The 12,873-nt window shown below is 55.7% G+C and carries 12 protein-coding genes; 3 read left to right on the forward strand and 9 right to left on the reverse strand.

The window, feature by feature from the left end:
- Positions 1-4 precede the first annotated feature (4 nt).
- From recC to rppH, 9 genes are all read right to left on the reverse strand, one after another.
- Positions 5-3,379 (reverse strand): exodeoxyribonuclease V subunit gamma, encoded by a 3,375-nt coding sequence (gene recC / locus ACOTXT_RS11515; protein WP_421625314.1) that lies wholly within the window; start codon positions 3,377-3,379, stop codon positions 5-7.
- 12 nt (positions 3,380-3,391) lie between these two features.
- Positions 3,392-3,715: a prepilin-type N-terminal cleavage/methylation domain-containing protein gene (locus tag ACOTXT_RS11520; protein ID WP_333165210.1), complete on the reverse strand. Its 324-nt coding sequence runs from the start codon at positions 3,713-3,715 to the stop codon at positions 3,392-3,394.
- Positions 3,700-4,101 (reverse strand): DUF2509 family protein, encoded by a 402-nt coding sequence (locus ACOTXT_RS11525; RefSeq protein ID WP_320723898.1) that lies wholly within the window; start codon positions 4,099-4,101, stop codon positions 3,700-3,702. The genes ACOTXT_RS11520 and ACOTXT_RS11525 overlap by 16 nt, the downstream gene beginning before the upstream one ends.
- Positions 4,098-4,658, reverse strand: a complete 561-nt coding sequence (locus ACOTXT_RS11530; protein WP_219291238.1) for a prepilin peptidase-dependent protein — start codon at positions 4,656-4,658, stop codon at positions 4,098-4,100. The genes ACOTXT_RS11525 and ACOTXT_RS11530 overlap by 4 nt, the downstream gene beginning before the upstream one ends.
- A complete protein-coding gene (locus ACOTXT_RS11535) occupies positions 4,649-5,113 on the reverse strand; it encodes a prepilin peptidase-dependent protein (RefSeq protein ID WP_025912413.1) in 465 nt (154 codons plus the stop codon). Before ACOTXT_RS11535 ends, ACOTXT_RS11530 begins: the two co-directional genes overlap by 10 nt.
- A 184-nt stretch (positions 5,114-5,297) precedes the next feature.
- Positions 5,298-6,092, reverse strand: a complete 795-nt coding sequence (gene thyA, locus ACOTXT_RS11540; protein ID WP_008499663.1) for a thymidylate synthase — start codon at positions 6,090-6,092, stop codon at positions 5,298-5,300.
- Positions 6,093-6,098: 6 nt separating this feature from the next.
- A complete protein-coding gene (gene lgt / locus ACOTXT_RS11545) occupies positions 6,099-6,971 on the reverse strand; it encodes a prolipoprotein diacylglyceryl transferase (RefSeq protein ID WP_039024117.1) in 873 nt (290 codons plus the stop codon).
- A 192-nt stretch (positions 6,972-7,163) separates the two neighbouring features.
- The gene (gene ptsP / locus ACOTXT_RS11550; protein WP_421625315.1) at positions 7,164-9,410 is read right to left on the reverse strand and encodes a phosphoenolpyruvate--protein phosphotransferase; all 2,247 of its coding nucleotides are present in this window, start codon (positions 9,408-9,410) and stop codon (positions 7,164-7,166) included.
- A gap of 12 nt (positions 9,411-9,422) precedes the next feature.
- The gene (gene rppH, locus ACOTXT_RS11555) at positions 9,423-9,953 is read right to left on the reverse strand and encodes an RNA pyrophosphohydrolase (protein ID WP_013098553.1); all 531 of its coding nucleotides are present in this window, start codon (positions 9,951-9,953) and stop codon (positions 9,423-9,425) included.
- Between the two features lie 683 nt (positions 9,954-10,636).
- Here rppH and mutH point away from each other — a divergent pair.
- The 3 genes from mutH to ACOTXT_RS11570 all read left to right on the forward strand — a co-directional run bounded on the left by mutH (position 10,637) and on the right by ACOTXT_RS11570 (position 12,848).
- Positions 10,637-11,329 carry a DNA mismatch repair endonuclease MutH gene (gene mutH, locus ACOTXT_RS11560; protein ID WP_021242015.1) on the forward strand — a complete coding sequence of 231 codons (693 nt, stop codon included), beginning with the start codon at positions 10,637-10,639 and terminating at the stop codon, positions 11,327-11,329.
- Between the two features lie 128 nt (positions 11,330-11,457).
- The gene (locus tag ACOTXT_RS11565) at positions 11,458-11,676 is read left to right on the forward strand and encodes a YgdI/YgdR family lipoprotein (RefSeq protein ID WP_008499668.1); all 219 of its coding nucleotides are present in this window, start codon (positions 11,458-11,460) and stop codon (positions 11,674-11,676) included.
- A 131-nt stretch (positions 11,677-11,807) separates the two neighbouring features.
- On the forward strand, positions 11,808-12,848 hold the full coding sequence (locus ACOTXT_RS11570) for an NADP(H)-dependent aldo-keto reductase (RefSeq protein ID WP_248246068.1): 1,041 nt from the start codon (positions 11,808-11,810) through the stop codon (positions 12,846-12,848).
- Positions 12,849-12,873 lie beyond the last annotated feature (25 nt).

The raw sequence follows: 12,873 nt of genomic DNA on the forward strand, positions 1-12,873 counted from the left end.
GCGCTCAGGACTGATTAAATCTAAACAACGGCAACAGGTAGCGCTGCGCCTCTTCCGTGATCGCCTCAAAGTACTCTGGCTCGAGCGCTCGCCACAAACGCTGATACCAGACATCCTCACCTTCACCCCGCACCATCATGTTTCCTTCATAGGCCTGCATAAACTTACTGCGCGCTTTCTGGAGCGAAACCTCATCCGTTAACATCGCATCATTCTGCACGTCATAACAGGCTTTTATCCAGGCGCCGCCACTTTCCGGTAGTAACAGGAGCGGTTTGTTCATTCCCTGACGGTAGCCTTCAATGTACAAAGACAGATAACCTAACGCCTGCTCGGCCTCCATCGGCGGGAAGCGCCATTCGCCCTCTTTGCGCACGAAAATGCGGCTTTCGCCTTTATGCCCACCCGCACTGTAGACAAGATGTTCCAGCCAGAGTTGCAATCCTTGCGAAACGCTTAGCATTGAGGGCCGCCAGCGCAGCAGCCCATCCGGCTGTACCTGGGTTAACCAGCCCGTGAGCTGTACCCCGTTGCAGTTGAGATCAATTTCAATACTTTTCCCCGGCTGTCGGCACGCTCTTACGCGCTCTGCCAGAGCGGTCATCTCCTGGCACTGCGCCTCCCAGACGATCTCCCCGAACGCTCCGTAGGGCAGCTGACCCGCAGCACGGTAGCGACGGTAAAGTTTGTCCGCATCTTCCTCTTCAACCAGCGCATTCAGCAGCTGCAGGTTTAACTGGTAGCGCTCCAGACCTTCCAGCGTAAACGGTTCTGCATCAGGAATTTCACTCTCTTCAGAGCGGAAGTTGACCTGCAGTCGCTGCTGGAAGAAGGCGCGCACCGGATGTGCCCAAAACCGCTGAAGCTGCTCGAAGGTCAGGGTGTCGATGGGGCGCGGGTCAAGTTCCTGAATGAAATCAGTATGCGCATTCCCCTCTTTTTTCGCCGCCGGTAACCACTCATGGGCATAGCTCTGGCGCTCGCCGGCAATATAGTTCACCGGGTCAAACGGCATGCGGCTGTGGAAACAGGTTATATGGGCTTTCACCCTCTGCTCGCTTTCATCACAGTTGCGCTCTTCATCTCCCGGCAGGTAGTGGCTCTGGCCGATATAGTCCACCAGCTCCTGCACCAGTACGGAGGGGAAACGCTCGCTGTTGTCCTGAATAGAACGGCCGATATAGCTGATATAGAGCTTGCTCTGAGCAGAAATGAGCGCTTCAAGGAAGAGGTAGCGGTCATCATCGCGGCGGCTACGATCGCCCCGTTTTGGGTTTGCGCTCATCAAGTCGAACCCCAGCGGCGGCAGCGTGCGCGGATACACACCGTCGTTCATGCCAAGCAGGCAGACCACCCTGAACGGGATAGAACGCATGGGCATCAGGGTGCAGATGTTGACAGGCCCCGCCAGGAAACGCTGGCTGATTCGCTCCTGGTCAAGCCGCTGCGTCAGCTCATCACGCAGCAGCGACAGCGGGATGGCCTCGTGGTAGTGGGAATTCACGCCTTCGTCGATGATAGCCTGCCACTGGGTTTCAATGAGCGCCATCGCCGCTTCGGTGTCATTGTCCGGCAGGAAGAAATCATTGAGTAACGCCCTGCAGACCGGGAGCCATTCTTCAAGTGGACGCGGCTGCAACAGCGCATATCGCCAGCGGTTAAGCTGCATTAATAGCGATGCTAAATGCCCCACCAGTTCAGCAATTAACCCGCTGGACTCATCATAAGGCAGCACCTCATTCCACTCGCCCTGGCTACTTTCCATGGCGTAGCCCAACAGCATACGCGTCAGGCCAAATCGCCAGGTGTGCTGTCCGGTTGCGGGAAGCTCGAACTCCTGAACGTTATCGTCATCGATCCCCCAGCGCACGCCAGACTCATTCACCCACTGACGAAGGTAGCGCAGACCCTCTTCATTGATGTTGAAGCGTGCGGCCAGCACGGGAACATCCAGCAACGCCAGGACATCTTCGGAGATAAACCGGCTATCCGGCAGTGACAGCAGAGTGATAAACGCCTGCAATACCGGATGCGACTGGCGGGCACGACGGTCAGATATCGCATAAGGCAGGTACCGTTCCCCCGTCGCGCTGCCAAAGACGGCCTGAATAAAGGGACTGTAGGTGTCGATATCCGCCACCATCACCACGATATCGCGTGGCGTCAGATCGGGATCCTCCTGCAGCATCGCCAGCAGCTGGTCGTGAAGCACTTCGACCTCACGCTGCGGGCTGTGGCAAACGTGGATCGTGACGCTGCGATCGTCAGGATCCAGTTTTCGCTTATTGTCGCTGCGTTCGAACTCGTTCGCCGTCACGCCCATGACGGCGCGGTTTTCCAGATCCAGAATATCTAACTGAATATTATGCAGCAGGCAGTCCGGGGCGATCTCAACAAAGGCATCCACGTCACCTTCACCTGAGGAAGTGATGTCTGAAAGCATGTGAATGTAGTCACGCCCCAGCTTCCCCCATGAGGCAAGCAGCGGATTGGGCAGGTTCTGGATACCGTCTTCATCGAAAAGCTGCCCGGCCGTCGAGCCGTCTTTAAACAGCGGGATGGATCGTTCTTCAAAAAGTCGCTTTCTTTGGCGAGTTACCAGCCGTGCAAGCCAGCGTTCGTCGAGAATATCCCCCCAATACTGTCGGCAAGGGTTGGTAAACAAAATATGAATATCAATATGTTTACCCAGCGCATTCAGCGCCTTCAGATAGACAGGGGGTAATGCGGATATCCCGCAGATAAAAACGCGTGACGGCAGTCGGGCCGGGCGTTCCGACGCATTTTCAAGTATCGAAATAAACCGATCGTAGAGATTGGCACGGTGCCACTTAGGCTGGCCCAGTCTCTCGGTATGCTCCACCAGCGCTTTCCACAGCGGGGCCTGCCATATTTGCGCCTCCGGCAGGCCTTCAATCAACTCGCCCGCTTCCCAACGAATTAACCAGTCGGAGCGGTAAACAAGGTATTGGTCGTAGAGATCGGCAGTGCGCGACGCCAGCTGGAACAGCTTGCGCTTGTCGGTATCGTCATTGAGGTAGTGGCGCAGCATGGCAAATTCATCGTGCTGCAGCATTTCCGGCAGCAGCGCCATCAGCTTCCAGCTCATGGCCTGCTTGTTGAAGGCGCTCTGCTCCGGGATATCCGGCAACACGCGGACAAACATCTCCCAGATGAAGCTCGCAGGCAGCGGGAAATCAATATTCGCGGCAATGCCAAATTTGCGGGAAAGCGACATTTGCAGCCACTGCGCCATACCGGTGCTCTGCACCAGCACCATTTCAGGCTCAAAAGGATCGTCAAGCCGCTCGCGCTCAACGATAAACTCCATCAGTGCTTCCAGCACATCCAGACGATTTGAGTGGTAGACCCTTAACATAGACGCTCCCGACTACTGGCTAACCGGGCAATGCAGACGCGTTAACTCGCCGCGCCGACCCAGAGGAGAAATAAGTGTAACCGTGATGCTGACACATCCTGCGAGCGTTGTCTGCCCCCGACTGTCCTGCCAGCCTGCCGGGAGAACATTTGTTGAGAGCTGAGACTGGTTCCAGGCATGGTGCCAGAGCTGGCGATACTGATTAAACACGGTGAACCGCGCCGCCAGCGCCCGGTGATACCCCGACAGTGCCGTCACGACCCCCACCAGCAGCATCATCGCCAGCAGGACCTCAACCATGCTAAACCCTTTTTCTCTGCTCACGGCAGTTGACATAACGCACTCTCCTTAAGGGGGCAAAAATCGCTCCAGCCGTGAGGCGAAAAGCGCACTATCCCGTCGACGATCTCTCCCCTGCGCCAGAGCAGCAGGTCGTTGCCGCCGGCTATCAGCAGTACCCGCGCCTCGCTCAGCTGACGCAAACACACCCGCCATGCCGATGTCGTTTTGCACTGGACTGGTGGCGCTGACGCCCAGCGCTGAACGCGCCCCCACTCAAGCGCGGACTGCACCGTCGCCTGCTGCTGAAGCGAGCGGCTCTCACCGCCGACGAGCACACTGAACGTTGTGAGCTGCTGATTGAGGCCCGTCAGGATCAAAGTACCAAGCACCAGTAAAAGCAGAACCAGCGCCAGCGAAGATATGCCGCGTTGACGATTCATAGGTTGTACCCCGTGACCGTATACAACGCCTGCCAGGGTTCCCCTTTTTCATCTTTACGCCTCGCGGCCAGTTCGATATTCAGCTCTGGCGCAAAACCGGCATGTTCGACTCTCCTCACCACAAAGTGTGCTATCGTAAGCCTGTCCGGGTCCGTGAGCTTTTCCCACCCTTTTCCTTCACACGACGTCGCGCCACGCAGGGTTTCCAGCGCCCCCGATTCCAGACGAAAACCGGTGCTGTCATTTTCTGACGCGCTGCTATCCCAGTAGCCGTTACTGTTGGCATCCCACCGCGCAATGATGCAGCGCCCCTGCCTGCCGATCGTCAGCGCCTGTCCCTGGCAATTTCCCGCGCAGTACCCCGCACGCTGAAGCTGTTTGCCGAGGGCAAACAGGCGTTGCCAGACCTCTTCTTCCAGCTCTCGCTGGGTAGATTGCAGTAATACCGCCCGCTGTAATCCGGGTAAAAAGCGCGATGTGCTTATCAATAACAGGCTGCTGATGACCGTAGCAATCAGCACTTCGGTAAGCGAAAAGCCGCCCTGTCTCATCGACATTGTCCTCCCTCGGAGACCTTACACATCCTGATGCGCCCTCCGTCTGAAACGATAATCAGCCAGTCTCCGGCACGACTTTGAACGCGTATCCGCCCTGCCCATGCCGTATCCCGTAATCCATAGAACCCCAGCGACGGCGTGACCTCGCCGATCGCGACCTCAGGCCAGAGGGGGAGCAGCACAAAGGGGCTGTCCTTCTCACAGCCCTGCACGGCAGAGCTCACCAGACAGTCCCTGTCGCCAACCCGCTGACGGGTGATTTGATGGTCGCGGTTGTGGCGGTTGGCATGGTTGCGCAGAAACAGCAGGTAATCTCGCACCTGACTGGCGGTTTGCCACAGCCGCTGATGCCGTTGCCAGCTGTCCCAGCCGTACAGACCTGAAGCGCTGAGGATGACGACAAGCGAAACAGCGACCAGCGTTTCGATAAGCGTAAAACCGTTCTCTTTTTTCATACCGGGAGTGTGGCGAAGCGCCGTGAACATGACGAGCATCGGATTATCGTTTTACGAGGCGTCATCCGCAGAATTGGGAGGGTTGCAGCGCGTTGCACGCTTTCTGGATAGCGCTTCGGGAAACGGGAGAAAGGCGAAAAAAAACCGGCGCTAAACAGCACCGGTTGTGTCAGGCTTTACGGCATCAGATCGCGACAGGCGCTTTGATGCCCGGGTGCGGGTCGTAGCCCTCAATCTCGAAATCTTCAAAGCGGTAGTCGAAGATTGATGCCGGTTTGCGTTTGATGATCAGCTTCGGCAGCGCACGCGGTTCGCGGGTTAGCTGGAGATGCGTCTGTTCCATATGGTTGCTGTAGAGATGGGTATCCCCACCGGTCCAGACGAAATCACCCACTTCCAGGTCGCACTGCTGCGCCATCATATGAACTAACAGCGCATAGCTGGCAATGTTAAACGGCAGGCCGAGGAACACGTCACAGGAGCGCTGGTAGAGCTGGCAGGAGAGCTTGCCGTCAGCGACATAGAACTGGAAGAACGCGTGGCACGGCGCCAGCGCCATTTTATCCAGTTCGCCAACGTTCCAGGCGGAAACGATGATGCGGCGCGAGTCCGGATCGTTTTTCAGTTGGTTCATCACGGTGGTGATCTGGTCAATATGGCGGCCATCAGGCGTTGGCCATGCGCGCCACTGCTTGCCGTAAACGGGGCCCAGGTTGCCGTTCTCGTCTGCCCATTCGTCCCAGATGGAGACGTTATTTTCGTGCAGATACGCAACGTTAGTATCGCCTTGCAGGAACCAGAGCAGTTCATGAATGATCGAGCGCAGGTGGCAGCGCTTTGTCGTCACCAGCGGGAAGCCTTCTTGCAGGTTGAAGCGCATCTGGTGGCCAAAAATGGAGAGCGTACCGGTACCGGTGCGGTCATTTTTCGGCGTGCCCTCATCGAGCACTTTTTTCATCAGTTCAAGATACTGTTTCATGGTTCCTCAGGAAATCTGTTGCTGTGGACGACGATACGCCCAAATCATCATAATGGCACCCGCGACAATCATCGGAATGGAGAGGATCTGCCCCATGCTGATGTACTGTACCCACTCGCCGGTAAACTGGGCGTCAGGCTGGCGGAAGAATTCGACGATGATGCGGAACGCGCCATAGCCAATCAGGAACAGCCCGGAAACAGCCCCCATCGGACGAGGCTTGCGGATAAACAGGTTGAGGATGATAAACAGCACCACGCCTTCCAGCGCCAGCTCGTACAGCTGGGACATATGGCGCGGCAGCACGCCGTAGGTATCGAAAATGGACTGCCACTCAGGATGCGACGGCAACAGCGCCATGTCTTCCGCGCGCGACCCCGGGAACAGCATGGTAAAGGAAACGCTCGGGTCGACACGCCCCCACAGCTCACCGTTGATGAAGTTGCCCAGACGGCCTGCCCCGAGACCAAACGGGATCAGCGGTGCGATGAAATCTGACACCTGGAAGAAGTTGCGTTTGGTGCGTTTGGCAAAAATCACCATCACCAGAATCACCCCAATCAGGCCGCCGTGGAAGGACATGCCGCCGTCCCAGACGCGGAACAGATAGAGGGGATCGTTCAGGAATACCGGGAAGTTATAGAACAGCACATACCCAATACGGCCACCGAGGAATACGCCGAGGAAGCCCGCATAGAGCAGGTTTTCAACTTCGTTTTTGGTCCAGCCGCTGCCAGGACGGCTGGCGCGACGGCCCGCGAGCCACATGGCAAAAATGAAGCCCACCAGGTACATCAGACCGTACCAGTGAAGCGAAACAGGTCCTACTGAGAAAATGACCGGATCAAATTCCGGAAAATGCAGATAACCACTGTTCATCTGTCACCACAAGATGTTGTTATTCCGCTGAAAGTGGACAGCGGTAGAAATGCGATTCTGCCGTAAGCAGAGGCTCCAAAGTTGCGAATCATAGCACAAGGCGGGCGCGGAGGATGCGCCCGAGATGTAAAAGATGTGTATAGGGTTTTATGCGCGCTGGTGCCTTCTCCCACAGGGAGAGGGAGAAAGGCTTTAGCGGCCGCCGCGGATCAGACCGCCCATACCGCGTCGTTCCATAAACGCCGCGACCTGGTGGCGAACCTCAGCAGCCAGCTGCGCCTCAAGGCTACGTTCTGCCAGTTCGCGGGCATCATTGATGTCAATATGCCGCAGCAGATACTTCACGCGGGCAACAGCGCGACCGTTCATCGACAGATGGCGATATCCCAGACCAATCAGGATCGCAACGCACATGGAGTCCCCGGCCATTTCACCGCACAGGCGTAAATCAATGCCGTACTGCTCCGCTTCACGGGCAATCATCGCTAAGGCGCGAATGATCGCCGGATGCAGGCTGTCATAGATACTGGCGACGCGGGTGTTGTTACGGTCGACGGCCAGAATATATTGCGTCAGGTCGTTCGTGCCGACAGAGATAAAATCAACCCGGTTCGCCAGCTGCGGCAGCATAAAGACCATAGACGGCACTTCAAGCATGACGCCGATCCGCGGTTTCGGAATCGCATAACCGATCATCTCTTCCACTTCACGGCCTGCACGTTCGATCAACCGACGCGCTTCGTCGATCTCATCGATGCTGGTGACCATCGGCAGTAAAATGCTGAGATTGCCCGTCGCCGCGTTGGCGCGGAGCATCGCGCGCACCTGGATCAGGAAGATCTCCGGCTGATCGAGCGTAATGCGGATCCCACGCCAGCCCAGGCACGGGTTTTCTTCGCTGATCGGCATATAGGGCAGCTGTTTATCCGCCCCGACGTCCAGGGTTCGCAGGGTGACAGGTTTGTCGTTAAACATCTGCAGCATGCCCTGATACTGCGCCGCCTGCTCCTCTTCAGAGGGGAAACCGCTTTGCAGCATGAACGGGATTTCGGTGCGGTACAGGCCAATGCCGTCGATGCGGCTGCCCAGCTTCTCTTCATGCTCAGGGCTTAAACCGGCGTTGAGCATGACTTTGATCCGCTCACCGCTCTTAAGCTGGGCGGGCAGGTTAACGTCATCTTCCGCCAGCTTGCTTAATTCATTCTCTTCGCTGATAAGACGCTGGTATTCCTGGAGCAGAACCGGCTCAGGATCGACCAGCAGCTCACCGCGATAGCCGTCGACCACCAGTGTACGGCGATGAAGCACCGACGGCTGAATGTCCGCCCCCATAACGGTAGGGATACCCAGCGCGCGCACCATAATGGCGGCGTGCGAGTTGGCGGCACCATCGCGCACCACCACACCAGCCAGCCTGTCCTGCGGCAGTTCAGCCAGCGTCGTTGCTGAGAGTTCATCGGCGACCAGAACAAACCGTTTTGGCCAGGCGTTCGGCCCCTGAATGGTGTCATCAAGATGGAACAGCAGGCGCTGCCCCAGGGCGCGCAGATCGCCTGCGCGCTCTTTCAGGTAACCGTCGGTCAGTGCCGCAAATTGATCGGCAAATTTTTCGATGACCTTCTTAACCGCCCACTCCGCGACCGAGCCTTTATCCACTTCCGCAAAAAGCTCACGACGCAGGCGCGCATCGGAAAGCAGGTGCGAATAGAGGTCAAAGATGGCCGCCGTCTCTTTTTGCGCGCCTGCGGCAAAGCGTTTGCTGTAGCGACGAAATTCATTCGCGGCCTCTTCCAGCGCGGCGGTAAGACGCTCGCGCTCCAGCGCTTCATCAAGCGTTGAGGCTTCGTAAACCTGCTCCATGAGCGGCAGCGTGGCATCCATCCAGCCTTCAGCAATCGCCACGCCTGGCGAGGCCGGAAGGGCACGAATGCGCGTATGGCGATACTGGCCAAAGAGCGCGGCAAGCTGAGACTGGGAGAGGATCGCCGCCATCTGCGTGGCCAGCGTGACGAGGAATGACTCCTCGCTTTCGTCGTACTGACGTAGCTCACGCTGCTGGACAACCAGCACGCCGAGCAGCTGGCGACGCTGGATAATCGGCACGCCAAGGAAAGCGCGGAAGCGCTCTTCTTTTACGGAAGGAATGTATTTAAAGCTGGGGTGTTTTTGCGCGTCAGCAAGGTTAATAGGTTCAGCCAGTCGCCCAACCAGACCCACGATACCCTCATCAAATGCGAGCGTTACGGTGCGTCCACGCGGTTTTTTCAAACCACGGGTCGCCATCAGGTAATAGCAGCGCCGATCGTGGTCGGCCAGATACACCGAACAGACCTCGGTCTCCATCGCAAGACAGATGTCGGTGACCAGAATATTCAGCGCCTCGTTCAGACGCGGCGCGCTGGCCACCTTCTCGACTATTTCTCGCAAGCGGGTGAGCATGATTTGCGTAGCTTAACCTCTTTTACGTCGCCAGGCAGGTGCGCTCTGCGGCTTAGGCGGGATCTCCTGAAGCTGCATCACCACACTTGCAAACTCTTTCATCACCCTACGGTAAACATCGCGCTTAAATGACACGACCTGACGAACAGGATACCAATAGCTCACCCAGCGCCAGCCATCGAACTCCGGCGTACTGCTGGTTTGCATATTGATGTCTGAATCGTTGCCCACCAACTGCAACAGAAACCACTTCTGTTTCTGGCCGATACAAACCGGCTTTGTGTCCCAACGCACCAAACGTTTCGGTAACTTGTAACGCAACCAGTTGCGGGTCGAAGCCAGGATGCGAACATCTTTTCGGCTCAAACCGACCTCTTCAAAAAGCTCCCGGTACATCGCTTGTTCTGGGGACTCTCCAGGATTGATCCCGCCTTGCGGGAACTGCCAGGAGTGCTGACCATATCGACGGGCCCACATCACCTGGCCCTGACGATTACAAATTACTATTCCTACGTTTGGGCGGTAGCCATCGTCATCAATCACCGGACTACCCCAAACTAAACCTTATATATGAATGATTGTTTCACACTACAGGGAGGCGGTAAACCACTCTCTTACAGGCCTGCAACCTAATAACAATTGAATAACTCACAAATATGTGCGGAGTTATAAACAGATGTGAGACAGCAAAGGGAATTTTATTCACCTTTTCTGTGGATATAGTTGTGAAGAAGTGTCTGATTACCGATGAACAACCTCAAGCGCCGCGAAAGACCCTTTTATACCCCACCTCATTAATATGATTATTTTCATATAGTTATACGTATTTACATAAACAAAAAACTGATTAGCGTGACGATCGTCACATCAGGGATCGTCGCACTGATGAAAGATCGAACAGCGTCGGTTTTATCCACAGATTGTGCCAATAACTTAGTCACAATTTGTTTGAAAATTCGATTTTCATCGCACGTCAAGGCTGTAAATGGAAACAGTAGTCAGGGTTATGCCCAGTTATCCCATTTTTCTGTGGATAACATGGTGTAAGATCCTGTTCATTGTCAGTGACCAGATTTGAACAACCGGTTTTCTCGCCCAGGCGGAACGATTTCAGACCAATAAAAAATCCTATAAATCATAGAGATGTCATATTGGTACAGAAATAGTTAAACTCTATCCACAGGGGACAATTTCTTCGTTTATTTTTTAATCAAAAGGTTACCGTCATGCACCCGCTTACACCCTTGCTCTCACCACCGTCCAGCGAGAGCCAGTTGCTACTGCAGGCACAGCGTCTGGCTGGCTTTTCGCTTGGCGAGCTGGCGGCAATGGCCGGGCTTCCGATCCCAAAGGATCTGAAGCGGGATAAAGGCTGGATCGGTATGCTGCTGGAGCTGTGGCTGGGTGCCAGCGCAGGGAGCAAACCCGAGCAGGATTTTGCAGCCCTTGGCGTGGAGTTAAAAACCATCCCAGTAGACCGCCAGGGCAAGCCGCTTGAGACCACCTTCGTCTGCGTTGCGCCATTAACCGGCAATACCGGCGTAACCTGGGAAACCAGCCACGTTCGCCACAAGCTGAAGCGCGTATTGTGGGTACCGGTTGAGGGTGAGCGTCAGATCCCCCTGGCCGACCGACGCGTCGGCGCGCCGCTGCTCTGGAGCCCTGACGAGGATGAGGAGCATCAGCTGCGTCTGGACTGGGAGGAGCTAATGGACATGATTGTGCTTGGGCAGGTAGAGCGTATCACCGCCCGACACGGAGAAGTACTACAGCTGCGTCCGAAAGCGGCCAACAGTAAAGCACTTACCGAGGCAATCGGCGCGCAGGGCGAGCCTATCCTGACGTTGCCGCGCGGTTTTTATCTCAAAAAGAATTTCACCGGTGCACTACTTGCACGTCATTTCCTGTTGAAAACATAGTTTTTTACTTATTTTGAGAGCTCTCGAACATAATCGACTGCTTTTTAAGATTTTACCGCTTCCTCAAGTCGCTATATCGGGTTAATACTAGATTATGATTTGATACAAGCCAGATGAGGACGATAACGATGAAAAAATGGGCAGTGTTAGTGTCAGCAGTCGGTTTAGCGTTTGCTGTATCGGGCTGTAGCAGCGATTACGTCATGGCGACAAAAGATGGTCGAATGATCCTGACCGACGGCAAACCCGAAGTCGACGATGATACCGGTCTGGTCAGCTACCGCGACCAGGAAGGCAATAAAATGCAGATCAATCGCGACGAAGTCTCGCAAATTATCGAGCGATAAACAGAGAGAGGTCAGTCGCTTGCTGGCCTTTTTGATTTTTTTCTTCCCCTTTTGCTTCCCCTCTGCCATGTTTATATTCCTTTGTCGGGCACGGCCTGACGCGGTCTATAAGTCTACTGAGGAAGCCGGCTATGCATTATCACCGTATCCCCCACAGCGCTCTGGAAATTAGCCAACTGGGGTTGGGCACGATGACATTTGGTGAACAAAACAGCGAAGCCGATGCCCATGCACAACTCGATTACGCCGTCAGCCAGGGCATTAACCTGATTGATGTCGCAGAGATGTACCCTGTTCCGCCACGTCCTGAGACGCAGGGACTTACCGAAACCTACGTCGGTAACTGGCTGGCAAAACGCGGCAACCGTGAAAAGCTGGTAATTGCCTCCAAAGTCAGTGGCCCCGCGCGCAACAACGATACCGGGATCCGCCCGAACCAGATCCTCGATCGCAAAAATATCCGCGCCGCGCTGGATGCCAGCCTCAAGCGTCTGCAAACCGACTATCTCGACCTCTACCAGGTGCACTGGCCGCAGCGGTCAACCAACTGCTTTGGTAAGCTCGGCTACAGCTGGAATGAGAGCGCCCCCGCCGTGACGCTACTGGAAACGCTGGAAGCGCTGACCGAATGCCAGCGTGCGGGAAAAATCCGCTACATTGGCGTGTCTAACGAAACGGCCTTTGGGGTCATGCGCTATCTGCACCTGGCGGATAAGCACGATCTGCCGCGTATCGTGACTATCCAGAACCCTTACAGCCTGCTTAACCGCAGTTATGAAGTGGGTCTGGCCGAAGTGACGCAGTATGAAGAGGTGGAACTGCTCGCCTACTCCTGCCTCGGCTTCGGCACGCTGACGGGGAAATACCTGAACGGTGCGAAACCGGCCGGTGCGCGTAATACCCTCTTTAGCCGCTTTACCCGCTACAGCGGCGAGCAGACGCAGAAAGCCGTTGCCGCCTATGTGGATATCGCGAAGCGTCACGGTCTTGACCCTGCGCAGATGGCGCTGGCCTTCGTGCGTCGTCAGCCGTTTGTTGCCAGTACCCTGCTGGGTGCAACCACGATGGAACAGCTGAAAACCAATATTGAGAGTTTCCATCTGAACCTGAGTGAAGAGGTGCTAGCGGAGATTGAAGCGGTGCATCAGGTTTATACTTATCCTGCACCGTAGCCTGATACTTTTGCCCGGTGGCGCT

Origin of the sequence: Enterobacter cloacae complex sp. IR5422, from assembly GCF_049238165.1 — a bacterium.
GTDB classification, from domain to species: Bacteria; Pseudomonadota; Gammaproteobacteria; order Enterobacterales; family Enterobacteriaceae; genus Enterobacter; species Enterobacter roggenkampii.

What these genes read in the sequence shown, in the direction of transcription:
- recC (WP_421625314.1), bottom strand. Translation starts at nt 3,379, where the DNA reads ATGTTAAGGGTCTACCACTCAAATCGTCTGGATGTGCTGGAAGCACTG.
- ACOTXT_RS11520 (WP_333165210.1), bottom strand. Translation starts at nt 3,715, where the DNA reads ATGTCAACTGCCGTGAGCAGAGAAAAAGGGTTTAGCATGGTTGAGGTC.
- ACOTXT_RS11525 (WP_320723898.1), bottom strand. Translation starts at nt 4,101, where the DNA reads ATGAATCGTCAACGCGGCATATCTTCGCTGGCGCTGGTTCTGCTTTTA.
- ACOTXT_RS11530 (WP_219291238.1), bottom strand. Translation starts at nt 4,658, where the DNA reads ATGTCGATGAGACAGGGCGGCTTTTCGCTTACCGAAGTGCTGATTGCT.
- ACOTXT_RS11535 (WP_025912413.1), bottom strand. Translation starts at nt 5,113, where the DNA reads ATGAAAAAAGAGAACGGTTTTACGCTTATCGAAACGCTGGTCGCTGTT.
- thyA (WP_008499663.1), bottom strand. Translation starts at nt 6,092, where the DNA reads ATGAAACAGTATCTTGAACTGATGAAAAAAGTGCTCGATGAGGGCACG.
- lgt (WP_039024117.1), bottom strand. Translation starts at nt 6,971, where the DNA reads ATGAACAGTGGTTATCTGCATTTTCCGGAATTTGATCCGGTCATTTTC.
- ptsP (WP_421625315.1), bottom strand. Translation starts at nt 9,410, where the DNA reads ATGCTCACCCGCTTGCGAGAAATAGTCGAGAAGGTGGCCAGCGCGCCG.
- mutH (WP_021242015.1), top strand. Translation starts at nt 10,637, where the DNA reads ATGCACCCGCTTACACCCTTGCTCTCACCACCGTCCAGCGAGAGCCAG.
- ACOTXT_RS11565 (WP_008499668.1), top strand. Translation starts at nt 11,458, where the DNA reads ATGAAAAAATGGGCAGTGTTAGTGTCAGCAGTCGGTTTAGCGTTTGCT.
- ACOTXT_RS11570 (WP_248246068.1), top strand. Translation starts at nt 11,808, where the DNA reads ATGCATTATCACCGTATCCCCCACAGCGCTCTGGAAATTAGCCAACTG.